Annotated in this window: 23 protein-coding genes; 17 read left to right on the top strand and 6 right to left on the bottom strand. The window is 66.7% G+C overall.

Annotated elements, in window-relative coordinates; genetic code table 11:
• The first annotated feature begins 2 nt into the window (after positions 1-2).
• From AABM56_RS02500 to AABM56_RS02490, 3 genes are all read left to right on the top strand, one after another.
• Positions 3-1,514 (top strand): AhpA/YtjB family protein, encoded by a 1,512-nt coding sequence (locus AABM56_RS02500; RefSeq protein WP_133862341.1) that lies wholly within the window; start codon positions 3-5, stop codon positions 1,512-1,514.
• A gap of 20 nt (positions 1,515-1,534) precedes the next feature.
• Complete coding sequence (locus tag AABM56_RS02495) at positions 1,535-3,073, top strand: C13 family peptidase (RefSeq protein WP_133862342.1); 1,539 nt, start codon at positions 1,535-1,537, stop codon at positions 3,071-3,073.
• Positions 3,074-3,161: 88 nt separating this feature from the next.
• Positions 3,162-3,803, top strand: a complete 642-nt coding sequence (locus tag AABM56_RS02490; RefSeq protein WP_007161182.1) for an oxidoreductase — start codon at positions 3,162-3,164, stop codon at positions 3,801-3,803.
• Between the two features lie 189 nt (positions 3,804-3,992).
• Here AABM56_RS02490 and AABM56_RS02485 read toward each other — a convergent pair whose 3' ends face one another.
• A complete protein-coding gene (locus tag AABM56_RS02485; protein ID WP_133862343.1) occupies positions 3,993-4,928 on the bottom strand; it encodes a LysR substrate-binding domain-containing protein in 936 nt (311 codons plus the stop codon).
• 126 nt (positions 4,929-5,054) lie between these two features.
• On the opposite strand from AABM56_RS02485, the gene AABM56_RS02480 reads away from it, so the two are divergent.
• The 4 genes from AABM56_RS02480 (at position 5,055) to AABM56_RS02465 (ending at position 7,651) form a co-directional block, all read left to right on the top strand.
• Positions 5,055-6,431, top strand: a complete 1,377-nt coding sequence (locus tag AABM56_RS02480) for an L-serine ammonia-lyase (RefSeq protein ID WP_133862344.1) — start codon at positions 5,055-5,057, stop codon at positions 6,429-6,431.
• A gap of 65 nt (positions 6,432-6,496) precedes the next feature.
• On the top strand, positions 6,497-6,721 hold the full coding sequence (locus tag AABM56_RS02475; protein ID WP_133862345.1) for an antitoxin: 225 nt from the start codon (positions 6,497-6,499) through the stop codon (positions 6,719-6,721).
• Complete coding sequence (locus AABM56_RS02470) at positions 6,721-7,134, top strand: type II toxin-antitoxin system VapC family toxin (protein WP_133862346.1); 414 nt, start codon at positions 6,721-6,723, stop codon at positions 7,132-7,134. Before AABM56_RS02475 ends, AABM56_RS02470 begins: the two co-directional genes overlap by 1 nt.
• A gap of 40 nt (positions 7,135-7,174) precedes the next feature.
• Positions 7,175-7,651: a YbaK/EbsC family protein gene (locus AABM56_RS02465; RefSeq protein WP_133862347.1), complete on the top strand. Its 477-nt coding sequence runs from the start codon at positions 7,175-7,177 to the stop codon at positions 7,649-7,651.
• Here the strand turns inward: AABM56_RS02465 and AABM56_RS02460 are convergent.
• Positions 7,639-7,767, bottom strand: coding sequence for a hypothetical protein (locus AABM56_RS02460; RefSeq protein WP_007161186.1), 129 nt, complete (start codon positions 7,765-7,767; stop codon positions 7,639-7,641). The genes AABM56_RS02465 and AABM56_RS02460 overlap by 13 nt on opposite strands.
• 145 nt (positions 7,768-7,912) lie before the next feature.
• On the opposite strand from AABM56_RS02460, the gene AABM56_RS02455 reads away from it, so the two are divergent.
• The gene (locus tag AABM56_RS02455) at positions 7,913-9,316 is read left to right on the top strand and encodes a PLP-dependent aminotransferase family protein (protein ID WP_133862348.1); all 1,404 of its coding nucleotides are present in this window, start codon (positions 7,913-7,915) and stop codon (positions 9,314-9,316) included.
• On the opposite strand, the gene AABM56_RS02450 is transcribed toward AABM56_RS02455, so the two are convergent.
• Genes AABM56_RS02450 through mpl form a run of 3 tightly spaced genes read right to left on the bottom strand, consistent with a single transcriptional unit; the run spans position 9,313 to position 11,589 of the window.
• Positions 9,313-9,609, bottom strand: coding sequence for a YceK/YidQ family lipoprotein (locus AABM56_RS02450; RefSeq protein ID WP_133862349.1), 297 nt, complete (start codon positions 9,607-9,609; stop codon positions 9,313-9,315). The genes AABM56_RS02455 and AABM56_RS02450 overlap by 4 nt on opposite strands.
• Positions 9,602-10,234 (bottom strand): flavin prenyltransferase UbiX, encoded by a 633-nt coding sequence (gene ubiX, locus AABM56_RS02445; RefSeq protein WP_007161189.1) that lies wholly within the window; start codon positions 10,232-10,234, stop codon positions 9,602-9,604. Before ubiX ends, AABM56_RS02450 begins: the two co-directional genes overlap by 8 nt.
• Positions 10,234-11,589, bottom strand: coding sequence for a UDP-N-acetylmuramate:L-alanyl-gamma-D-glutamyl-meso-diaminopimelate ligase (gene mpl, locus AABM56_RS02440; RefSeq protein ID WP_133862350.1), 1,356 nt, complete (start codon positions 11,587-11,589; stop codon positions 10,234-10,236). The genes ubiX and mpl overlap by 1 nt, the downstream gene beginning before the upstream one ends.
• 208 nt (positions 11,590-11,797) lie before the next feature.
• Here mpl and AABM56_RS02435 point away from each other — a divergent pair, with 208 nt between their 5' ends.
• Both AABM56_RS02435 and AABM56_RS02430 read left to right on the top strand, forming a co-directional pair.
• Positions 11,798-12,172 (top strand): hypothetical protein, encoded by a 375-nt coding sequence (locus AABM56_RS02435; RefSeq protein WP_133862351.1) that lies wholly within the window; start codon positions 11,798-11,800, stop codon positions 12,170-12,172.
• Positions 12,173-12,302: 130 nt separating this feature from the next.
• Positions 12,303-13,463, top strand: coding sequence for a C4-dicarboxylate ABC transporter (locus AABM56_RS02430; protein ID WP_133862352.1), 1,161 nt, complete (start codon positions 12,303-12,305; stop codon positions 13,461-13,463).
• A 139-nt stretch (positions 13,464-13,602) separates the two neighbouring features.
• Here AABM56_RS02430 and AABM56_RS02425 read toward each other — a convergent pair whose 3' ends face one another.
• Complete coding sequence (locus AABM56_RS02425) at positions 13,603-15,495, bottom strand: sigma-54-dependent Fis family transcriptional regulator (protein ID WP_133862353.1); 1,893 nt, start codon at positions 15,493-15,495, stop codon at positions 13,603-13,605.
• Between the two features lie 248 nt (positions 15,496-15,743).
• Between AABM56_RS02425 and AABM56_RS02420 the strand changes: the two genes are divergently transcribed.
• The 7 genes from AABM56_RS02420 to AABM56_RS02390 all read left to right on the top strand — a co-directional run bounded on the left by AABM56_RS02420 (position 15,744) and on the right by AABM56_RS02390 (position 23,888).
• A complete protein-coding gene (locus tag AABM56_RS02420) occupies positions 15,744-17,264 on the top strand; it encodes an aldehyde dehydrogenase family protein (protein WP_133862354.1) in 1,521 nt (506 codons plus the stop codon).
• Between the two features lie 253 nt (positions 17,265-17,517).
• Entirely contained in the window at positions 17,518-18,549 is a 1,032-nt protein-coding gene (adhP, locus tag AABM56_RS02415) for an alcohol dehydrogenase AdhP (protein WP_133862355.1), read from the top strand.
• A 175-nt stretch (positions 18,550-18,724) separates the two neighbouring features.
• A complete protein-coding gene (locus tag AABM56_RS02410; RefSeq protein WP_133862356.1) occupies positions 18,725-19,372 on the top strand; it encodes a DedA family protein in 648 nt (215 codons plus the stop codon).
• 4 nt (positions 19,373-19,376) lie between these two features.
• Positions 19,377-20,213: a M90 family metallopeptidase gene (locus tag AABM56_RS02405; protein ID WP_133862357.1), complete on the top strand. Its 837-nt coding sequence runs from the start codon at positions 19,377-19,379 to the stop codon at positions 20,211-20,213.
• A gap of 51 nt (positions 20,214-20,264) precedes the next feature.
• Positions 20,265-20,792, top strand: coding sequence for an inorganic diphosphatase (gene ppa / locus AABM56_RS02400; RefSeq protein ID WP_007161198.1), 528 nt, complete (start codon positions 20,265-20,267; stop codon positions 20,790-20,792).
• A 453-nt stretch (positions 20,793-21,245) separates the two neighbouring features.
• Positions 21,246-22,307 (top strand): DUF748 domain-containing protein, encoded by a 1,062-nt coding sequence (locus AABM56_RS02395; protein ID WP_133862358.1) that lies wholly within the window; start codon positions 21,246-21,248, stop codon positions 22,305-22,307.
• Between the two features lie 612 nt (positions 22,308-22,919).
• Positions 22,920-23,888, top strand: coding sequence for an IS110 family transposase (locus tag AABM56_RS02390; protein WP_309740940.1), 969 nt, complete (start codon positions 22,920-22,922; stop codon positions 23,886-23,888).
• Positions 23,889-23,923: the final 35 nt, after the last annotated feature.

Raw genomic sequence — 23,923 nt, 5'->3', positions numbered from 1 at the left:
CTGTGACCCGCCCCGCGACCGTCAAGCCCGATAATTTCTTCCTGCTGATCTACCGAGCCCTGCGCCAGCGTCGTGTGCCGGTGGCCTTGCGCATCGTTTCCCACAGCCTGCTGCTGGTGGCGGCTGCCCTGGTGATCTATGCCGGCATCATGAGCATGCAGTTCCGCCATGCCATGCAGCAGCAGGCCGACGCCGTCGGCCAGAGCCTGGTGACCCAGACGGCCAATTCCGCCGCCGAATTGCTGGTCGCCAACGACAATCTCAGCCTCAATGTGCTGCTGAGCAACCTGGCGCGCAATCCGCTGGTGGCCCATGCCGCGGTCTACAGCCCGGACAACCGGGTGCTGGCCGAGTCCGGCACGCGCCCGAGCCAGGGCCTGCTGACCGCCACCGATGGCATCTACAGCACGCCGATCCGCTTCCAGGACGTCACCGCCGGTCAGGTGCGCCTGGCGCTGGACATGGACCAGTTCCAGCAGCCGATGATGATCAGCCTGCAGAACATGGGCCTGCTGGGCCTGATCCTGCTGGCGCTTACGCTGATTCTCAGCCTGCGGCTCGGTCGTCAGCTGTCGATTCCGCTGCTGGAACTGCGCGTCTGGCTGCGCGATCCCGATGACCCGGCACCGGGCGCCGGCCGTCTCGACGAACTGGGCGACCTGGCTCGCCAGCTGCAGAGTCGCCTGGTCCCGCCCAAGCCACCCAAGCCGCCCAAGCCGGAAGTGGCTGAGGCCGAGGACGACGATCCCTTCGCCGACGAGCAGGGTGGTCTGAGCGTCAAGCCGCCGCCCGCACGCAAGGCTGCCGCCGCCAAACCGGCCGCGCGCAAGGCGCCCGCCGCGGGCGCCGACAGCGAACCGGACGCCGATGCCTTCGCCGAGCTGGTACCTGAGTCCTTTACCGAACCGCCACCCACTCCGGCCCCGGCGGTGCCCACCGAGCCCGACATCGTCACCTCGGCGGTGCTGTCCATCCAGCTCGGCGCCCAGGACCAGCTCAGCCGGCTGCCACGCAGCCGCCTCGAACAGCTGCTGGAGCGCTATCGTGACTGCCTGCAGCAGGCCACCGAGCTCTACGATGGCGAACTCCACACTCTCAAGGACGGCGGCAGCCTGATTCTCTTCCACGAACGCAGTGACGACGACGACTACCTGACCCGCGCGCTCTGCTGCGGCGAGATCATGCGTGCCCTCGGTCATGCGCTGCAGGTGGAAGTGGTCGGCAGCGGTGCAACCCTGCAGCTGCAACTGGGTCTGACGCAGGGCGAACGCCTCGCCGGCCTGGAGCTTGCCCAATTGCTGGAAAACACCACCGTACGCAATGCCCAGGCGCTGAGTCGCCACAGTCGCAACCTGTTGCTGGTCGAGCAGAGCATCGCCGAGGACGAGCTGCTGCGTAAACGCGCCCGTATCCGCACCATCGCCAGCCCCGCCGGGGCCAGTTGCGTGGAACGTCTCCTGGAACCCTACTCCGCGACGCTGGAGCGTCATCTGGTCCGGCTCGAGGCGCATTAACGCGCCCGCCGACCCCACCTATGAGCGTCCTCCTGCCCCGTCTCGCCCTCGCCGCGCTGTTGCTGGCGGCCTGCACTGCTCAGGCGGCGCCCAACGCGAGCAGCGTGAGACTGCCCGATGGCGGGGTCTATACCGGCGAAATCGTCAGCGGCCTGCTCAATGGCAGCGGACGTATCGAGTGGCCCAACGGCAACTGGCTCAAGGGCCGCTTCAAGGACGGGTTGGCCGAGGGGCCCGGTGAACAGCAATTCGCCGATGGCACCTACTACCAGGGCACCTTTCGCCGTGGCCTCTACCATGGCCAGGGCAACCTGATCAGCAGCAGCGGCTGGGAATATCACGGCAGCTTCGTCAACGGCCGTATGCAGGGCCAGGGCTCCAAGCTCGACAGCGACGGCACCCAGACCATCGGCACCTTCAACGACGGCCACCTCAACGGCGTCGGCCAATGGCAGGAGCCGGGCGGCGATCGCTATGACGGCGAATTCGTCGACGACCAGTTCGAAGGTGCCGGCGTCTATCGCAGTGCCGGCGGCGACCTCTGGCGCGGGCGCTTCAGTGGCGGCGAGCTGACCGGCAACGGCGAATTCGTCGGCAGCGACAGCAGCCAGTACCGCGGCGCCTTTCGCAACTGGAAGTTCGACGGCCAGGGCGTGCTTACCAACAGCGACGGCAGCGTCTACCGCGGCAACTTCGCCGACGGCGTCTATGCCGGCATGGGCGTCCTGACCCGCGCCGACGGTCAGGTGGAACGCGGTCTCTGGGAGGGTGGCAAGCGCATCCGCGACGACCAGGGCCAGTACATCGCCGATCCCCTGGAACGCGCCCTGCTCGACCAGGGCAAGGTGCTCGACCAGGAATTGCAGCAGATTCCGGCGTCCACCCCCGCCACCGAACTCTATGGCCTGGTCCTGGCCGGTGACGGTGGCCAGGGTGTGTTCCAGCGCGAAGCCAACTATGTGGCCAACTTCCTGACCACCACCTGGGGCGCCCGCGACGTCGTCCATCTGATCAACGCCAAGGACATCCGCAGCGACCATCCGCTGGCCACCCGCGAGAATCTCTACCAGAGCCTGCAGGCGCTGGCCCAGCGCACCGGTCCCGAAGACCTGATCCTCATCTACCTGACCAGTCACGGCTCGGCCGACCATCAGCTGGTGCTCTCCCAGCCGGGCCTGGATCTCTCCAGCCTGCCGGCAGCGGAGCTTGGCCGCCTGCTCGCGCCCCTGCGCGGCCGCGACAAGCTGATCATCGTCTCCAGCTGCTACAGCGGCGGCTTCATCCCGCAACTGCAGGACGACCACACCCTGGTGATGACCGCTTCCAAGGCCGATCGGACCTCCTTCGGCTGCACCGACGAAGCCGACTTCACCTATTTCGGCCGCGCCCTGTTCGCCGAGGCCTTCCAGCACACCGACGATCCCGAGCAGGCCTTCCAGCGTGCCCGCGACACCGTGTCGGTACGCGAGAAGACCGAAGGCTTCGATCCCTCCGAGCCCCAGCTGTGGGCACCGCCCGCCGTCCTGCAGAAGTGGCGCGCCTGGCGCGCGAGTCGCTGACTGCCGGCTTTGACCAGGGCTTTGACGAACAACCGGAACGTCTGAGGTCCAATCTGACATCAGCGGTCGCCGCTACAAGGAGAGCCCCGTGTACCTGACGCCTCAGCATGCCCTCATCGCCGGCGCCACTGGCCTGACCGGCGAACACCTGCTCGACCGCCTCCTCAACGAGCCGACGGTCCCCCGGGTGCTGGCGCCAACGCGCCGTCCCCTGGCGGAGCACGCCCGGCTGGACAATCCGGTGGGTGACCTCAACAGCCTGCTGCCGACCCTGGAAGGCCCGCTGGACGTGGCCTTCTGCTGCCTGGGCACCACCATGAAGCAGGCCGGCTCCGAAGCGGCCTTTCGCGCCGTGGATTACGGCCTGCCCCTGGCGGTCGGCCAGCGTGCCCTGGAACTGGGGGCCCGCCACTACATCGTGGTCAGCGCCATCGGCGCCGACTCCCAGTCCTCGATCTTCTACAACAAGGTCAAGGGCGAGCTGGAAGAAGCCCTGCGTGCCCAGGGCTGGACGCAACTGACCCTGGCCCGGCCGTCGCTGCTGATCGGCCAGCGCCAGGAAGAGCGCCTCGGCGAGCGCCTGGCCGCCCCTCTGTCGCAATGGCTGCCCGGCAAATGGCACGGCATCGAAGCCGCCGTCCTGGCCCGCGCGCTGTGGCGCCTGGCCCTGGAAGAAGGCAAGGGCGTGCGGGTGGTGGAATCGGACGAGCTGCGCAAGCTGGGCCGTTGAAGGCTTGGTCGCTGGCAGGAGCAGCCTGCTGGGCGTAATCAACCTTAGACTGGGTTGAAAGGGCGCCATCGTCGAAAGCCCGACATCGCCGGTGCCGAGGCAAGCGCTGTTGGGCTTCGCGGCGCCCAACCCAAGCTACGCCGGACTCCACATCGGCAGACCAACCTGGTCGCGATCAGACAGTGGCTCCTATGCCGGCTGCACCAGCACCATCTGGTCGACCTCCTGCACCAGCCAGTCGTGCAGGGCGCGCAGGCGGGGATCGGCCAGGGCACCCTGGGCATAGAGCAGCATGTATCTCTTTTGCGCCGGCACCGAACGCCCGAAGGGCGGCACCACCAGCACGCCCCGGGCCAGTTCGTCGGTGATCAGGGCGCGGCGGGCGATGGCGACGCCCATGCCGGCGATGGCCGCCTCGATGGTCAGGTGGTTGCGATTGAAGGTGTGCCCCCGCCGCACATCCAGCGCCGGCGCACCGATACTGGCCAGATAGAACTCCCATTCGGCGTATTCGTAGCTGCCGCGCCAGGCGGTGATGTCGTGCAGCAGCGGATAGAATTCCAGGTCCTCCGGCCGCTCCAGCGGCGGTCGCCCCACCAGCAGGCTGGGCGCGCAGACCGGAAAGATCTCTTCGTCCATCAGCGGCGTCGAGGCCAGGCCCGGATAGCTGCCGTCGTTGAGATCGATGGCCAGGTCGAATTCGCCCTCGCGCAGCGACCAGCTGCTGTCTTCGGCCACCAGCCGCAGTTGCAGGTCGGGAAAGCGCGCCTGCAGCCGCGGCAGCCGCGGGGTCAGCCATTTGCCCAAGAACGAGGGAATCGACCTGAGGCGCACCACGCCGCCGAACTGACCGGCATTGAGGCGGCGCAATTCGGCGTCGATCAGCCCATAGGCCTGGTTCAGGGTGGTCGCCAGGCGCTGGCCCTCGGCGGTCAGCTCCAGGCCTCGGGCCACCCGGTGAAACAGCTTGAAGCCCAGGCGCTCTTCCAGCTGGCGCATCTGCTGACTGATGGCGCCAGGCGTCACATGCAGCTCTTCGGCGCAGCGCGTGAAGGACAGGTGCCGAGCGGCGCAGACGAACACCTGCAACCAGGCCTGGGTTTGAGCATTGAGGATCCGGCTCATCGATGAGTTCCGCTAAAGGATCGCTTAGAAGCTTTCGTTTGTGCGAGTTGAAGGCTTATCACCACTATGAGCCATCCGCCGGCAGCTTGTCTGGCGACCATTCAAGCTCAATCAGGGATTACCGACATGGCCATCAGCGTCTTCGACCTGTTCAAAATCGGCGTGGGTCCGTCCAGTTCCCATACCGTGGGCCCGATGCGGGCCGGTGCCCTCTTCGCCCAGCGCCTGGTCGACGAAGGTCTGCTGGAACAGGTCAAGCGAGTCGAGGTGCGCCTCTATGGCTCACTGTCGGCCACCGGGATCGGCCATGGCACCGACCGGGCGACCCTGATCGGTCTGATGGGCGAATGGCCGGATCGCGTCGATCCCGCCGCCGTCGAACCGCGCATCGAGGTCCTACGCAACGAGCGCACGCTGTTGCTGGCCGGCCGCCAGGCGGTCCATTTCAACTGGCAGGAAGACATGCTGCTGCTGGAAGAAAGCCTGCCCTACCATCCCAATGCCATGACCCTGACCGCCTTTGGCACCACCGGTGAAGTGGCTGAAGCCACCTACTACTCCATCGGTGGCGGCTTCGTGGTGGACGCCGCCCAGGCCGCCAGCGGCGTGCTGGACAGCGACACCACCGAACTGCCCTATGACTTCTCCAGCGGCGCCGAGCTGCTGCACCTGTGCCGCAGCCATGGCCTGGGCGTGGCCGAGCTGATGCTGGCCAACGAGAAGAGCTGGCGCTCCGAGGAAGAGATCCGCAGCGGCCTGCTACGCATCTGGGGCGTGATGCGCGAATGCGTGCAGAACGGTCTCGCCAACGAGGGCATCCTGCCCGGCGGCCTCAAGGTGCGCCGGCGCGCCGCCCGCCTGCACCAGAGTCTGCAGGCCATCGGCAAGCCCAACGTCATAGGTTCCACCCTCTCCGCCATGGAATGGGTCAACCTCTTCGCCCTGGCGGTGAACGAGGAAAACGCCGCCGGCGGGCGCATGGTCACCGCGCCCACCAATGGCGCGGCCGGGATCATCCCGGCGGTGCTGATGTACTACATGAAATTCAATCCCGACGCCTGCGACGACGACGTGGTGCGCTTCATGCTGGCCGCTGCCGCGGTCGGCATCCTGTGCAAGAAGAACGCTTCCATCTCCGGCGCCGAGGTGGGCTGCCAGGGCGAGGTCGGCTCGGCCTGCGCCATGGCCGCCGCCGGCCTGGCCGAGGTGCTGGGCGCCAGCCCGGCGCAGCTGGAAAACGCCGCCGAGATCGGCCTGGAGCACAACCTGGGACTGACCTGCGACCCGGTCGGCGGCCTGGTGCAGGTGCCCTGCATCGAGCGCAACGCCATCGCCGCGGTCAAGGCGATCAATGCCGCCCAGATGGCCCTGCGCGGCGACGGCGAGCACTTCATCTCCCTCGACCAGGTGATCCGCACCATGAAGGAAACCGGCGCGGACATGCACAGCAAGTACAAGGAAACCTCGCGCGGCGGCCTGGCCGTGACCTTCGTGGAGTGTTGAGAGGCGCTTGATCACTCCAGTGAGACGTATATACTACCTCGTATATACGCTTCAAGGAGACATCCATGGCCGAAGCCCGCGTGTTCAAGTCCGGTAACAGCCAGGCCTTACGCCTGCCCAAGGAATTTCGCTTCGAATCGGATCGGGTGGAAATCTTCCGCCGCGGCGACGAGATCGTTCTGCGGGAATTGCGGCCAGATGCCGCCGATATCTTCGACACCCTGGCCGCGCTGTCATTGGCGACCCTGGAACGGGAAGACAGCCCACCCCAGGCGCGGGAAGAGTTCTAGTGCCTGCTCGCTACCTGCTCGACACCAACATCTGCATCTACATCGCCAAGCACAATCCGCCGCAGGTCCGTGAGCGCTTCGCCCGGCATGGTCGCGATGAACTGGCGATGTCTGCGATCACCTGGGGTGAGCTCTGTCATGGCGCGGCCAAGAGTCAGCAACCCGAGCGCACCCGGACGATCCTGGAACAGCTCCGCCAGCAGATCGCCGTGCTGGAGCTGGATACGGAATGCGCCGAACACTATGGCGCCATCCGCGCCGAGCTGGAGCGCCAGGGCAAGATCATCGGCAACAACGATCTGTGGATCGCCGCCCATGCCCGCGCCAGGGCGCTGATCCTGGTCAGCAACAATCTGCGGGAGTTCAGCCGGGTCGCCGATCTGGCCTGCGAAAACTGGACAGCAGCCGATTGACACGGCACGGTCGGCTCTGACCTAGACACAAGGAACGCCCATGAGCCTCGACTCCGTCCGCCAGCACCTCGCCCGCATCGCTCCCGACCTCGAGATCCTCGAGGCCACCACCAGTACCGCGACCGTCACCCTCGCTGCAGCCGCCCATGGCGTGGAACCGGGGCGGATCGCCAAGACCCTGGGACTGAAAGTTGGGGAGCAGCTGTTGCTGCTGGTGGCTCGCGGCGATGCACGCCTGGACAACCGCAAGCTCAAGGCCGCCTTCGGTGGCAAGGCCAAGCTGCTCGATGCTGACACCGTAGAAGGCCTCACCGGGCATCCGGTGGGCGGCGTCTGCCCGTTCGGGCTGGCCACCCCGCTGCCGGTCTATTGCGACGAATCGCTGAAAGCCTTCGATGAGGTGCTACCGGCCGCGGGTGCCATCCACAGTTGCGTGCGCCTCACGCCGGAGCGGCTGGCCGCCCTCAGCGAGGCGCGCTGGGTGGATGTCTGCGCCCTGGGCGATCAGCGCAGCTGATCGTTCTTTTCCACGTCGCGCCGGTCCTTGTTCAATACCACGCAGGCGTAGTAGCCGCCGCCGAGCAGGATGAGCGCGAGCAGGCTGAAGAGAATCATGAAGATACCATCGTCCATGGCTGCCTCCGAGGGATGCCAGAAAGGGATGGGTAAAGCTTAGGCCCCGAGGCGCTCGCGTTACAGCAGCAGGTAGACACGGGAAAAACCGGATCAGATGGCGCCGTGCTCGCTATAGTGACGGTCTCCCCTGCCCTGGCCCTGCATGAAGCGCTACGAAAGATTCGCCGACCAGCTCGCCACCCTGATGACCCGCGGCGTTCTCGCCCCCGGCGAGCGGCTGCCGTCGGTGCGCAACGCCAGCCAGACCCACGGCATCAGCCCCTCCACGGTGTTCCAGGCCTATTACCTGCTGGAGAGTCGCGGCCTGATCGAGGCCCGCGAACGATCCGGCTATTTCGTTCGTGAACCGGCCCGGGCGCGGGACGCGGCGCCACTGCTGGCGCCCCTGGAGGGCACCGAAGTCGCGGTGAGCGACCTGGTCTATTCGGTACTGCAGTCGCTGCAGGACCCGGACATCGTCCCCTTCGGCTCGGCCTTTCCCAGCCCCGATCTCTTTCCCCTGGCGCGCCTGGCCCGCAGCATGGCCCACGGCCTGCGCGACCTGCCCGCCCAGGATCTCACCGCCTACGTCACCCCCGGCCATCCCGAACTGCGGCGGCAGATCGCCCGGCGCTACGGCCTGGCCGGCATGCCCGAGGTCGGCGAAGAACTGGTGATCACCCACGGCGCCCTGGAAGCCCTCAACCTGGGCCTGCAGAGTCTGACCCGCCCCGGCGATCTGGTCGCGGTGGAAAGCCCGGCCTTCTACGCCAGCCTGCAGGTACTGGAGCGGCTGCAGCTCAAGGCGGTGGAAATCCCGGTGGACCCCGAGCACGGCCTCAATCTCGATGCCCTGGAAGAGGCCCTGAGTCGCCTGCCGATCAAGGCCTGCTGGTTCATGAGCGGCCTGCAGAATCCCACCGGGGTCAGTCTCGATGACCGCGCCCAGCAGCGCCTCTATGGCCTGCTGCAACGCCATCAGGTGCCCCTGCTGGAAGACGACGTCTATGCCGAGCTCTACAGCGGCAGCGAACCGCACCGCCCCATCAAGCGCTTCGACCGCGACGGCCTGGTGCTGCACTGCGGCTCCTTTTCCAAATGCCTGGCGCCCGGCTATCGCATCGGCTGGATCGCCGCCGGCCGTCAGGCAGGCGCCGTCGCCCGGCTGCGACTGATGACCACCATCACCCCCTCGATGCCGGCCCAGGCCGCCCTGGCCGACTATCTGCAGCATGGCGGCTACGATCGCCACCTGCGTCGCCTGCGCCTGAGTCTCGACCGCCAGCGCCAGGCCATGCTGGCCGCGGCGCGGCGTTATTTTCCCGCCGACACCCACGTCAGCCGGCCCCAGGGCGGCTACTTTCTCTGGTTCGAACTGCCGGAGCGCGTGGACAGCCTGGCGCTCTACCGCCAGGCCTTGGCCGAGGGCATCAGCCTGGCGCCGGGGCCGATCTTTTCCGCGCAGCAGGGCTTTCGCCACTGCATCAGACTCAACTGCGGTCATCCCTGGGACGCCCGCAGCGAGGCGGCCATGGCCAGGCTTGGCGAGTTGCTGAAGGCGTTCTAGAGGCCGCCACGCACACTGCCCCGCCCACCGATGGCGGCAGGCAGGGACAACGGCAGCAGCAGGGTATCGAGCAGGGCGCTGGCGGGCAGGTCCAGCACCGGCCAGGCCGGTGCCTCGGCACCGAAGCGCTCCTGGGCGCAGCAGCCGCCCTGCAGCGCATAGAGATCCAGCCGGGTACCGGCATAGACCACCGGCGCGCCGGGCTTGGCGGCGTCCAGGGTGCGCGCCGTGGCGCAACCGCCGAGGACCAGCATGGCCGTCAGCAGCAGACCGAGGCGCACCGCCCTAGTCATCGTTGCCGGACAGGTGATGTTCGCCCCAGCGCGGCAGCATGTCCTGGGGGATGCCAAGGGTATTGAGGATGCGCGCCACCACGAAGTCCACCAGGTCGTCGAGGGTCTGCGGCTGGTGGTAGAAGCCCGGCGAGGCCGGCAGGATGGTCACGCCCAGGTTGGACAGCTTGAGCATGTTCTCCAGGTGGATGCTGGAGAACGGCGACTCGCGTGGCACCAGGATCAGCTGCCGTCGCTCCTTGAGGGCCACGTCGGCGGCGCGCTCGATGAGGTTGTTGCTGGCGCCGGTGGCGATGGCCGAGAGGGTGCCGGTGGAACAGGGGCAGACCACCATGGCCGCCGGGGCGCTGGAACCGGACGCCGGCGGCGCCATCCAGTCGCTCTGGCCGAATACCCGTACCTGGCCAGGGGCCGCGCCGGTGTATTCGGTGAGAAAGGCCTGCATGGCCTGGGGCTTGGGTGGCAGCACCACGTCGGTCTCGGTGGCCATCACCAGTTGCGCGGCCTTGGAGATGAGGAAGTGCACCTCGCGCTCCTCCTGCACCAGGCAGTCCAGCAGGCGCAGGCCGTATTGGGAGCCGGAGGCGCCGGTCAGCGCCAGGGTGATGCGTTCCGGGCCGGCCATCATGCCTGCTCCAGGGCCGCGGCCAGCTTGCCGTGCAGTCCGCCGAAACCGCCGTTGCTCATGATCACCACGTGGGTGGGTCCGTCCAGCTCGGCCTGGACCCGGGCGATGATGGCGTCCAGGGAATCGCAGACCACCGCCGGTACGGCGCAGGCCTCGGCCGTTCCGGCCAGGTCCCAGCCCAGATTCGGCGGGGCGTACCAGATGACGCTGTCGGCGCCGGTGACGCTGTCCGGCAGGCCGTCACGGTGGGCGCCCAGTTTCATGGAATTGGAGCGCGGCTCGATGACGGCGATGATCCGCTCGCTCCCGACCCGGGCGCGCAGCCCCTGCAGGGTGGTGGCGATGGCGGTGGGATGGTGGGCGAAGTCGTCGTAGACGGTCACCCCACGCACCTCGGCGACCTTCTCCATGCGCCGCTTCACGCTACGGAATTCGCTCAGGGCGGCGACGCCCATAGCGGGCACCACCCCGACATGACGAGCCGCCGCCAGGGTGGCCAGGGCATTGGCCACGTTGTGCTGGCCGGTCAGTTCCCAGTTCACCGTGCCCTGCACCTCGCCGTCGAACATCACCTCGAAGCGCGAGCCGTCCTCGGCCAGCAGGCGGGCCTGCCATTGACCACCTGCGCCGGTGGTCTGCACCGGGGTCCAGCAGCCCATCTCCAGCACCCGCACCAGGGCCGTTTCGGCGGTGGGGTGGATGATCAGGCCGCTGCTGGGAATGGTCCGCACCAGATGGTGGAACTGCCGCTCGATGGCCGCCAGATCCGGGAAGATGTCCGCGTGATCGTATTCCAGGTTGTTGAGGATGGTGGTCCGCGGCCGGTAGTGGACGAACTTGGATCTCTTGTCGAAGAAGGCGCTGTCGTATTCGTCGGCTTCCACCACGAAGAAGGGCGTGCCACCCAGGCGCGCCGAGATGCCGAAATTCTGCGGTACCCCGCCGATGAGAAAGCCCGGACTCATGCCGGCGTGCTCCAGCACCCAGGCCAGCATGCTGGTGGTGGTGGTCTTGCCGTGGGTCCCGGCGACTGCCAGCACCCAGCGACCCTGCAGGACGTGCTCGGCCAGCCACTGGGGACCGGAGACATAGGGCAGCCCCTGGTCCAGCACGTATTCCACCGCCGGATTGCCGCGCGACAGGGCGTTGCCGATCACCACCAGGTCCGGCGCCGGATCGAGCTGGGCCGGATCGTAACCCTGGGTCAACTCGATGCCCTGGGCCTCCAGCTGGGTGCTCATGGGCGGATAGACGTTGGCATCGGAGCCGGTCACGCGATGGCCGGCTTCCTTGGCCAGCACCGCGAGCGATCCCATGAAGGTGCCGCAGATACCGAGGATGTGGATGTGCATGACAGGCGGGCTCCGCTGCAGAATTAACGGCGGCAAGGTTAGCACGGGGTGCCGCGCCGCCGGAGCGATGGCCGTCGCGGATAACCCGGCGCTGCGCCCGCCCCGGCCGGCAGGATTTCGACTAGAGTGCGCAAGGCATCCCTGGCTTTCCGGATGCCCGCATCGCCGTAGGTCCGTTCGCCCTGATAACAAGCACAAGAGGTCGACCATGCTGAAACACCTGCTGATCACCGCTGCAACCCTCTCCTTCGCCAGCCTGGCCCTGGCCGCCGCGCCAACCAAGGTCGCCGACACCGCCCTGGGCAAGGTGCTCGTCGACGGCAAGGGCATGACGCTCTACACCTTCGCCAAGGACAGCGCGGGCAAGTCCGCCTGCAACGGTCCCTGCGCCCAGAACTGGCCACCGCTGACAGCCACAGCGGGCGCCAAGGCCGCCGATGGCTACAGCCTGGTCACGCGCGACGACGGCAGCCAGCAATGGGCCTACCAGGGCAAGCCGCTCTACACCTGGGTCAAGGACAGCAAGCCGGGCGATACCAGTGGTGATGGGGTCAATCAGGTCTGGCACGTGGCCAAGCCCTGATGCCCGGGCGCTGCCCACCCAACACGGGCAGCGCCTTATCTATAAAATGGTTCAATATTTCATGATCATTCATTTTTAATGATAAGCGAGCAGGCTTAGCCTGAAGGCCTTCCCTTTCAGGAGCCCTGCCATGCCGCTTTTCGCCGCTGTCCCCGACCAGGCACTCAGACCTTTCAGCCAGCTCGACCGCCCCTTGGAGGTGATCCGCCAGTTCACCCCCAACTGGTTCGCCATGACCATGGGCACCGGCGTGCTGGCCCTTGCCCTGGCCGCCTGTCCCTGGCGGTTTCCTGGATTGCCCGTCCTCGCCGAGGGCCTCTGGCTGCTCGCTGTACTGCTGTTCTGTCTGTTCTCCGGGCTCTATGCCGCGCGCTGGTTGCTGTTCTTCGACGAGGCCCGCGAAATCTTCGCCCACGCCACTGTCTCGATGTTTATCGGCACCATCCCCATGGGTCTGGCCACGCTGATCAACGGCCTGTTGCTGTTCGGCCTGCCGCGCTGGGGCGCGGCGGTGGTGCCCCTGGCGCTCGGCCTCTGGTGGCTGGATGCGGCCATGGCGCTGGCTTGCGGAGTGCTGATCCCCTATCTGATGTTTACCCGCCAGGCGCATCGCATCGACCAGATGACCGCCGTATGGCTGCTGCCGGTAGTGGCCGCGGAGGTGGCGGCGGCCAGTGGTGGCCTGCTGGTGCCGCATCTGGCGGTCAGCGAGCAATTCAGCGTGCTCGTCGCCAGCTATGTGCTCTGGGCCTATTCGGTCCCGGTCGCCCTCAGCCTGCTGGTGATCCTGCTGTTGCGCCTGGCACTGCACAAACTGCCGCCGGCCAGCATGGCCGCGTCGAGCTGGCTGGCACTGGGCCCGATCGCCACCGGCGCCCTGGGGCTACTGGTGCTGGGCAGCGCTGCGCCCGCGGTGTTCGCCGCCCATGGCCTGATCGGTATTGGCGAGATCGCCCGGGGCCTGGGCCTGCTGGGTGCGCTGCTGCTCTGGGGCCTGGGACTCTGGTGGCTGGCGCTGGCGGTGCTGGTGACCCAGCGCCAGGCCCGGGACGGCATGCCCTTCAACCTGGGCTGGTGGGGCTTCACCTTTCCCCTGGGCGTCTATGCCCTGACCACCCTGCGCCTGGGCGAAGCCCTGGCTGCGCCCTTCTTTACTGGCTTGGGCGCCGTGCTGGTGCTGCTGCTGGCGCTGCTGTGGACCCTGGTCGCCAGCCGCACCCTGGCCGGCGCCTACCGCGGCAGTCTGTTCGTCTCGCCCTGCATCGCCCACCTGTGCAAGCAGGTGCGCTAGAGCCTGCTCAAAGGCTCGCGAGCTAGAGTCAAACAAGGCGAAAATGCCTGAGGAAGCGGAGTTTACGAGTGGTAAATGAGCATTCCGAAGGCATTTTCAACGCCGTTTGGCCGACGCGCAGCAGACTTTGAACAGGCTCTTAGTCCTGGGGGCGCTGCAGGCCGTGTTGATGCAGCCAGCGATAGAGGGTGTTGCGACTCACCCCCAGGCGCTTGGCGGCGCGGGTCATCTGCCAGTGGCAGTCGTCCAGTACCGCACGCAGTTCCTCGCGGGCGCTGTCGACCGGCACCGCGCTGGACGGCAGCGGCAGCCGGGCGCCACGGCAGTCGGCGGGTAGCTCGTCCAGGCCGATCTGGCCATCTTCGCTCAGGGCCACCAGGGTGCGCAGCACGGTACGCAACTGGCGGACATTGCCCGGCCAGGGGTGCGCCAGCAGGCAGGCACGCGCGGCCGGATCGAGGTCGATCGCCTCGCCGCGGGCCTCTTCGGCCAGCAGCTGATCGAGCAGTTCGCCACGGTCACTGCGCTCGCGCAGCGCCGGCAGGGTCACCACCAGGCCGCGCAGGCGATAGTAGAGGTCTTCGCGAAAGCTGCCGGCCGCCACCAGGGCCTCCAGATCCCGGTGACTGGCGCTCACCAGGCGCAGGTCCAGAGCGCGCGGCGCTCCGCCGCCGAGCGGGACCACCTGGCGCTCTTCCAGCACTCTGAGCAGCCGGGTCTGCAGCGCCAGCGGCATGTCGCCGATCTCGTCGAGAAAGAGGATGCCGCCATCGGCCTGCTGCAACTTGCCGGCCATGCCTTCCTTGCGCGCTCCGGTGAAGCTGCCGCCGCGATAGCCGAACAGCTCGCTTTCGATCAGGGTTTCCGGGATGGCCGCGCAATTGAGGGCGACGAACGCCTGGCCGGCGCGACTGCTGGCGCGGTGCAGGGCGCTGGCGAAGGCTTCCTTGCCGGTGCCGGTCTCGCCGTGCAGCAGCACCGGCACGTCACGCTCCAGCACCTTGAGCGCCCGGGTGAAATCCCGTGCCAGGGCCGGATCGGCCAGGCAGATGCCGCTGGGCAGGGGCGCCTTGGGCACCGCCACCGGGGTAACCGGTCGTACCTGAGGACCGCGTACCAGGCCGTGGAAGCCCTGGCCCTGGCGGCCACGCAACGCCCAACAGGCGCTGGGTTGCGGGCGGGCGCGCTCCAGCAGCTCGTCCTGCCGCAACTCGAACAGGCTTTCCATCCGCTGCCCCAGCACCGCACTGCGCGCCAGCCCCAGCAGCATCAGCGCGGTCTCGTTGGCGGCGTTGATCCGCCCCTCTTCATCAAAGGCCAGCAGGCCCTCGCTGAGCAGGCCGACATAGGCCGCCTGGGCATGGAAGCGCAGCAGATAGCCATTGGCGTAGCGGTCGAGGAAATAGCAGCTCTCGATCAGCTTGGCCGAGAGATTGACCAGCGCCATGGTATGGAACTGACCCTGGCGCGAGGCTTCCTGGCGGGCGCTGGAGACGTCCAGCACCGCCAGCAGCTCGCCGGCCGGATCGAAGACCGGACTGGCCGAGCAGGTCAGCTGGGTATGGCGACTGCGAAAGTGTTCGTCGCGGTGGATGGTCAGCGCCTGGCGCTCCACCACGCAGGTGCCGATGCCGTTGGTGCCCTCGCAGGCCTCGCTCCAGTCGGCGCCCAGCCACAGGCCGGCCTGCTGGAAGGTCGCGCGCTCGGCGTCGGCGGTGACGCAATCGAGGATCAGCCCGCGGGCATCGGTGAGCAGCACGGCATGGCCGGCGCCGCCCAGTTGCTGGTGCAGGGAATTCATCTGCCCACGAGCGATCTGCAGCACCCGCTGCTGGCGCTGGCGGTGCTCGTCGAAGCGGGCGCGCTCCAGCACCCAGGGTGCTACCGGAGCGGCCGGGTCCAGTTGGTGTTCGTCGAGACAGCGCCGCCAGGAGCGGGCGATGGCCGGATCGCTGGCCGGGCCGTCGAGGACGGCGCCGCGGGCGAGTTCGAGCACCTGGCTGGCATGACGATCGGACGGGGTAGCGGCCATTGTCGTTGTCCTCCGCGGGGCGTCTGCGCGGCCTCCAGCATAGGCCAAATCGGGCGGACTGGGCACTCTGTCACCCCCAGGTGACAAGCTGTCACGCCAAGGGGTGACAGCTCTGTCACAGTGGCAGCTGGCGGCTTTCCCCGGAAAAGACCGCAAGGCCGCAACCATGCGGGTTCGCCCGACTTGGCCCGCGCCTTGCTCAGGATCGGAGCGCCGCTCTTCCTACAAGAACAAACAGGAGACCCACCATGCGCTACGCAGCTCCCGGCACCCAAGACGCCCTGCTGACCCTGCAGGCCCGCTACGGCAACTACATCGGCGGCGAATTCGTCGCCCCGGTGAAAGGCCAGTACTTCACCAACACCTCCCCGGTGAACGGCTCGGTGATCGGTGAATTCCCCCGCTCCGACGCCGCCGACATCGAACGCGCCCTGGACGCCGCCCATGCTGCCGCCGATGCCTGGGGCCGCACCTCGGTGCAGGACCGCTCGCTGATCCTGCTCAAGATCGCCGACCGCATCGAACAGAATCTGGAAAAACTGGCCGTCGCCGAGACCTGGGACAACGGCAAGGCGGTGCGCGAGACGCTCAACGCCGACGTGCCCCTGGCCGCCGATCACTTCCGCTACTTCGCCGGCTGCATCCGCGCCCAGGAAGGCAGCGCCGCCGAGATCAACGACAACACCGCCAGCTACCATTTCCACGAGCCGCTGGGCGTGGTCGGCCAGATCATCCCCTGGAACTTCCCGCTGCTGATGGCCGCCTGGAAGCTGGCCCCGGCGCTGGCCGCCGGCAACTGCGTGGTACTCAAGCCCGCCGAGCAGACCCCACTGTCCATCACCCTGTTCGTCGAGATGGTCGGCGACCTGCTGCCGCCCGGCGTGCTCAACGTGGTGCAGGGCTATGGCAAGGAGGCCGGCGAGGCCCTGGCCACCAGCACCCGCATCGCCAAGATCGCCTTCACCGGCTCCACCCCGGTGGGTTCGCACATCCTCTCCTGCGCGGCCAAGAACATCATTCCCAGCACCGTGGAACTGGGCGGCAAGTCGCCCAACATCTACTTCGAAGACATCATGCAGGCCGAGCCGAGCTTCATCGAGAAGGCCGCCGAGGGTCTGGTACTGGGCTTCTTCAACCAGGGCGAGGTCTGTACCTGCCCGTCGCGCGCCCTGGTGCAGGAATCCATCTACGCCCCCTTCATGGAAGCGGTGATGAAGAAGATCGCCCAGATCAAGCGCGGCGATCCGCTGGACACCGACACCATGGTCGGTGCCCAGGCCTCCCAGCAGCAATTCGAGAAGATCGTCTCCTACCTGGAGATCGCCCGCGAGGAAGGCGCCGAATTCCTCACCGGCGGCAACGTCGAGAAACTGCAGGGTGATCTGGCCAGCGGCTATTACATTCAGCCGACCCTGCTCAAGGGCCACAACAAGATGCGCGTCTTCCAGGAAGAGATCTTCGGTCCGGTGATCGGGGTGACCACCTTCAAGGACGAAGCCGAGGCCCTGGCCATCGCCAACGACACCGAGTTCGGCCTCGGCGCCGGCGTCTGGACCCGCGACATCAATCGCGCCTACCGCATGGGTCGCGGCATCAAGGCCGGTCGCGTCTGGACCAACTGCTACCACCTCTATCCCGCCCACGCCGCCTTCGGCGGCTACAAGAAATCCGGCGTCGGCCGTGAAACCCACAAGATGATGCTCGACCACTACCAGCAGACCAAGAATCTGCTGGTCAGCTACGACATCAATCCGCTGGGCTTCTTCTAGAGGCAGCCTGTAGACCCCGGGGTGCGGCCGCCACTGGCGTTACCCCAGGGTCAAGGTCGCTCCGCGAAGACGACGCCTGGATCGCGCGCCTCAGCAGGACGTCGGGGCGCGCCTCCCGCCTGACCTGGATCAACACCTCCTTCCCGTGGGGGGCCGACGCTAGACGCAGCGGCCGCCCGTGGTAGACAGGTGCGTCCCGGCGCAGGCCTCGTCTGGCTTCATCCACGCATCATGCCTCCATGAGGGACTCGTCATGCCTAAAACAATGAAAGCCGCTGTCGTCACCGCCTTTGGCAAACCCCTGGAATTCCGCGAAGTCGAGGTGCCCACCCCGGGTGCCGGCCAGGTACTGGTCAAGATCGCCGCCAGCGGCGTCTGCCACACCGATCTGCATGCCGCCCAGGGCGATTGGCCGGTCAAGCCCAATCCGCCCTTCATCCCCGGTCACGAAGGCGTCGGCCATGTGGTGGCGGTGGGCGCCGGGGTCACCCATGTCAAGGAAGGTGACCGGGTCGGGGTGCCCTGGCTGTATTCCACCTGCGGTCATTGCGAGCATTGCCTGGGCGGTTGGGAGACCCTCTGCGAATCCCAGCAGAACACCGGCTATTCGGTGAACGGCGGCTTCGCCGAATACACCCTGGCCGATGCCGGCTACGTCGGCCGCCTGCCGGACAACGTCGGCTTCGTCGAGATCGCACCCATCCTCTGCGCCGGGGTTACCGTCTACAAAGGCCTGAAGATGACCGACACCCGCCCGGGCAACTGGGTGGTGATCTCCGGCATCGGCGGCCTCGGCCACATGGCGGTGCAGTACGCCCGAGCCATGGGCCTGAACGTGGCGGCGGTGGACGTGGACGACCGGAAGCTCGACCTCGCCCGCCGCCTGGGCGCCGAGGTCATCGTCAACGCCCGCGAGCAGGATCCGGCGGCCTACCTGAAGAAGGAGATCGGCGGCGCCCACGGCGCCCTGGTCACGGCGGTGTCGCCCAAGGCCTTCGAGCAGGCCATCGGCATGACCCGCCGCGGCGGCACCATCGCCCTCAACGGCCTGCCGCCGGGTGACTTCCCGCTGTCGATCTTCGACATGGTGCTCAACGGCACCACGGTGCGTGGCTCCATCGTCGGCACCCGCCTGGACCTGCAGGAGGCGCTGGACTTCGCCGGCGAAGGCAAGGTCAAGGCCACGGTGAGCGCCGAGCCGCTGGAGAACATCAACGACATCTTCGCCCGCATGCACGGCGGCGGTATCGAGGGTCGGGTGGTGATCGACATGGCGCTGGGCTGAGAACCAGCGCGCCACTCCCGCGTCGGCCCCGGCGCGGGAGTGAACCTTTCGCCTACCCTGACCTCTGAGCGGCTGGCGTTTTTTCCCGGCGCCGATCTCGACCAGGCCACAAACGCTGGCCCCGGCTGCCCTTATAATCGCCGCCGGACCCTCGCAACTACGGTAGGCACGCCCCATGGAATTCAACCCGATCGATCTGATCCTGCACCTCGACGTCTATCTCAGCGGGTTGGTAGCCCAGTACGGCACCTGGATCTACGTCATTCTCTTCGCCGTGATCTTCTGCGAGACGGGTCTGGTGGTCATGCCCTTCCTGCCCGGCGACTCCCTGCTGTTCATCGCCGGCGCCCTCTCTGCCCTCGGCGACATGGACCCCTATCTGCTCGCCGGCCTGCTGATGTTCGCCGCGGTGGCGGGCGACAGCACCAACTACCTGATCGGCCGCTTCGCCGGCGACAAGCTGTTCAGCAACCCCCATTCCAAGATCTTCCGCCGCGACTACCTGCTGCGCACCCAGGCCTTCTACGAGCACCACGGCGGCAAGACCATCACCCTGGCGCGCTTCCTGCCCATCATCCGCACCTTCGCCCCTTTCGTCGCCGGCGTCGGCCGCATGCACTATCCCTACTTCCTCGCCTACAGCGTGCTCGGCTCGCTGCTCTGGGTCGGCGGCCTGGTGAGCCTGGGCTACTTCTTCGGCAACGTGCCCTTCATCAAGCAGAATCTCACCCTGATGGTGCTGGCGATCATCGGTATCTCCCTGCTGCCGATGATCCTCGGCCTGATCAAGAGCCGGCGCGCCGCGGTCCAGAGCGGAGTCTGAGTCCTTGGGTTTCTGGCGCGCCTGGCGCGAACGGCGCCTGCTGGAGCGGGTCGCCATCGCCGACGAGCTCTGGGCGCGCCTGCGTCAGCGCCTGCCGATCCTCGATGGCCTGAGTGCCGCGGAGGACACCTGGCTGCGCGAGCACTGCGTGCTGTTTCTCGCCGAGAAGCGCCTGACCCTGCTCCAGGGCCTGGAACTGGATGACGGCGACCGCCTGCTGCTGGCCGCCCAGGCCCTGCTGCCGCTGCTGCACCTGCCGGAAGCGGCGCTCTATCCCAATGTCCGCGAGATCGTCGTCTACCCAGACGCCTTCGTCAGCCCGCAGCGCCATCGCGACGAAGGTGGCCTGGAACACGAGTGGGACGAGGAACGCGACGGCGAAGCCTGGGATCGCGGCCAGGTGGTGCTGGCCTGGCCCGGCATCCAGGCCAGTGGCGGCTGGGAGGCCTACAACCTGGTCATCCACGAATTCGCCCACCTCCTCGATCTGCTCGCCGGCGGTCTGTGCAACGGCCAGCCGCCACTGCACGAAGGCATGCCCCAGGCCGCCTGGACCGGAGCCCTGCAAGGCGCCTATGACGACCTCAATCGCCAGCTCGACGCCGATCCGGATGCGCAGACTGTCCTCGACCCCTATGCGGCGGAAAGCCCCGAGGAATTCTTCGCCGTCGCCTGCGAGTATTTCTTCAGCGCGCCCGACCTGCTCGGCGAACACTATCCGGCCGTCTACGGACAGCTGCAGCAGCTGTTCCGCCAGGATCCGCGCCAGCGTCTCGCCGCTAGCCTGGCGAGCGTGCAACAGCCGACACCCCCGGAGTCCGAGGCTCGAACCCCGATCTGAAAGCGCCTATACTCCCGGCCACTTTTCCCAACCGACCAGAGGGACCCGTTCATGAGCTACAGCAAGATTCCCGCCGGCAAAGACCTGCCGAACGACATCTACGTCGCCATCGAGATTCCGGCCAACCACGCGCCGATCAAGTACGAGATCGACAAGGACAGCGACGCCCTCTTCGTCGACCGTTTCATGGCCACCCCGATGTTCTACCCGGCCAACTACGGCTACATCCCCAACACCCTGGCCGACGATGGCGATCCCCTCGACGTGCTGGTCGTCACCCCCTACCCGGTCGCTCCCGGCGCCGTGATCCGTGCCCGTCCGGTCGGCGTGCTGCACATGACCGACGAAGCCGGCGGTGACGCCAAGCTGATCGCCGTCCCCCACGACAAGCTGAGCGTCCTGTACAAGGACGTGAAGGAATACACCGATCTGCCGGCCCTGCTGCTGGAGCAGATCAAGCACTTCTTCGAGAACTACAAGGATCTGGAGAAGGGCAAGTGGGTCAAGGTCGAAGGCTGGGGCGACGCCGACGCCGCCCGCGCCGAGATCACCAAGGCCGTGGCCGCCTACAAGGGCTGATCCACGCTCCTTCGAAAAGCCCGGCTTGCCGGGCTTTTCTGTTTCCGGACGTCACACCGGGCACACCGGGCTTCCTATCCGGCGGCAAAGCGACTACCCTGCACCCCTCGTCGCCATCCGCGACCCTGCGCCGATCCGCCATCTGCCGATCGCCGCCGGAGGCCTCAGGCCTCTTTCTCATCTGCCCGGCAAGGGCAACCCGGGCGGGCCGGGCTCACCAAAAATCAGCTCAACCCGCCCTCTAAAGCCGGCCACAAGCCGGCTTTTTTGCGCCTGCCGTTCGAGTAGCGCATAACAGGCGCAGCGGAGCGACGACCGGTACGGAGGCAAGCCGCCCAGGCAGAGCCTTTCGCCCATGTCGGCGCCCTGCGTCGGGCCGCCAGGCAAACTCACGAGAAACTCAGGCCCGTTCCTCAGGGTCGACCGGGTACAAGTCCGCCCCGAGTCGCCATCATGTCCCGCCGTCTGCGCCTGCCGCTTTACCTCCTCATCGGCCTGGTCGTCCTGCTGCTGTGCCTGCACCTGGCCGCGCCGCTGCTGATCCGCCATTACCTCAACGACAAGCTGGCGGACATGGGCGACTATCGTGGCCAGATCACCGACGTGGACCTGGCCTGGTGGCGCGGCGCCTATCGCATCGAGGGGCTGGAGATCGTCAAGGTCAACGGCAAGGTACCGGTGCCCTTTCTCAAGGCGCCCAGCATCGACATCGCGGTGAGCTGGCGTTCGCTGTGGCGGGACCATGCCATCGTCGGGCGCCTTGCCTTCGATCGACCCGAACTCAACTTCGTCGACGGCGGGGCCCGCAAGGAACAGTCGCAGACCGGCGCAGGCACCGACTGGCAGGATCAGGTCGACAAGCTGATCTCCATCACCCTGGACGAGGTGCGGGTGGTCAACGGGCGGGTGACCTTCCGCAACTTCAACTCCAAGCCCCAGGTGAATCTGTCGGCCACCGACGTCAACGCCAGTCTCTACAACCTGACCAACGCCGCCGACGCCCAGGGCGAACGCATCGCCCACTTCGAAGGCAAGGCCGCCGTGCTCGGCAGCGCGCCGCTGGAAGCCAGCGCCCGTTTCGATCCCTTCAAGGACTTCACCGACTTCGACTTCCGCCTGCGGGTGACCGACATCGACCTGCCCAAGCTCAACGACTTCGCCCGTGCCTACGGCAAGTTCGATTTCCGCGCCGGCAGCGGCGACGTGGTGGTGGAAGCCAGGGCGGTGGATGGCCAGCTCAGCGGCTACGTCAAACCCCTGATGAAGAACGTCGACATCTTCGACTGGCAGCAGGACGTCGAGAATCGCAACAAGAACGCCCTGGAAAGCGCCTGGGAAGCCGTGGTCGGCACCGCCCAGACCCTGCTCAAGAATCAGCGCCGCGATCAGTTCGCCACCCGGGTCGACCTGTCCGGCAGCGTGAAGAACCAGGACATCAGCCCGCTGCAGGCTTTCTTCAATATCCTGCGCAATGCCTTCGTACGGGCCTTCAGCGCCCGCTATGACGCGGATTGAAGCTCTCGTGGGTTGGCGCTGAGCACAGCGAAGCCCAACGGGCAGGACTATTGGTGTCTGGCCACCCTCACCCCAGCCCTCTCCCAGCGGGAGAGGGGCGGTTGAATCCCGTAGCGTGGAAAACCGCGCAGCGTTTTCCACTAGCTCGCACGGGTGCCAACGGTGGACAAGGCTGCGCCGTTATCCACCCTACCCGTACGCTCCCGTAGGTTGGCGCTGAGCGCAGCGAAGTCCAACAGCTTAATTTTGGCGTTTGGCCACCCTCACCCCAGCCCTCTCGCAGAGGGAGAGGGGGCGATTGGATTTCGTAGCGTGGAAAACCGCGCAGCGTTTTCCACTAGCTCGCACGGGTGCCAACGGTGGATAGGGCTGCGCCGTTATCCACCCTTGTATCTCGACGACAGCCTCCTTAGGGGGGCATAGTCCCCGACTGATCATCGGGGGAGGATGGCAGGCCGTGTCCACCCTTAAGCCTTTGAGCTTGCAACGTAGATAGGCCGCCTCCTCCACACCCATCCCCGAGTCCGAACGGTATCTAGAGCCTCCAGAGCTCGTATTGCACAAGGTTGGACGGGATGACGTGATCGTGTCGCATCTGAAGGAGGAGACATCATGGCCGTAATCGGTGTTGATATCGCCAAGCGCAGCTTCGATCTGGCGGTCCTGCAATCCAATGGCAAGCACCGGACCAAGGGCAGGCTGAGCAATGATCCGTCAGGCTTCGCGGTCTTTGCCGACTGGCTGCAACAGCATGCCGAGCCAGGCGCTTGGATCGTGATGGAGGCCACGGGCACCTATCACGAAGCGCTCGCCGAGCATTTCCATGCGCTGGGCTACCGAATCGCCGTGCTCAATCCGGCACAGATCGCTCGCTATGCGCAAAGCCAATTGCAGCGCAGCAAGACGGACAAACTCGACGCCAAGCTGATCGCCACCTATGGCCAGCGGCATGAAGACAGCCTGCGGGCCTGGCACCCGGAGCCTGTGTCCATCCGCACGCTTCGCGCGCTGACCCGGCGCCTGGAGGATCTCCAATCGCTACGGCAGATGGAGCTCAATCGGCTCGAGGTCAGCCCGGAAAAAGTCCAAAACTCGATCCAGGCGGTCGTGCAGCGGCTCGATGAGCAGATCGCCTGGACGCTCGAACAGATCAAACGGCATATCGACGATGACCCGGACCTGCGCGGCAAACGTGATCTGCTGGTGAGCATAGACGGCATCGCCGACAAGACCGCCGCCCTGATCCTGGCGGAGCTCGGCGATATCGGTCGCTTCGCCGATGCCCGCGCCGTGACCGCCTTTGCCGGTTTGAACCCACGCCTACAGGAATCAGGTCTTTACCGCGGCCATACCGGCATCTCGCGCATGGGATCGGTCCGCTTACGAAGTGCGCTATACCTACCCGCCGTCGTGGCGCTGACCTACAACCCGGCTATCAAGGCGCAAGCCGAGCGTCTGAAAACCAGGGGGAAGAAAGGTAAACAAACCGTCTGTGCCGCCATGCGCAAGCTGCTGACCATCGCCTATGGCGTGCTCAAATCGGGCAAGCCTTTCGATCCTGCTTTAGCGATTGCACACTGAGGGGCGAAGACGGTATCTACTCGTATGCGCCGTAG

Source organism: Pseudomonas aestiva, assembly GCF_039908605.1.
GTDB lineage: Bacteria > Pseudomonadota > Gammaproteobacteria > Pseudomonadales > Pseudomonadaceae > Chryseomonas > Chryseomonas aestiva.
Note: the sequence above shows the minus strand (reverse complement) of the source record. Positions and strands in the feature narration are given on the sequence as shown.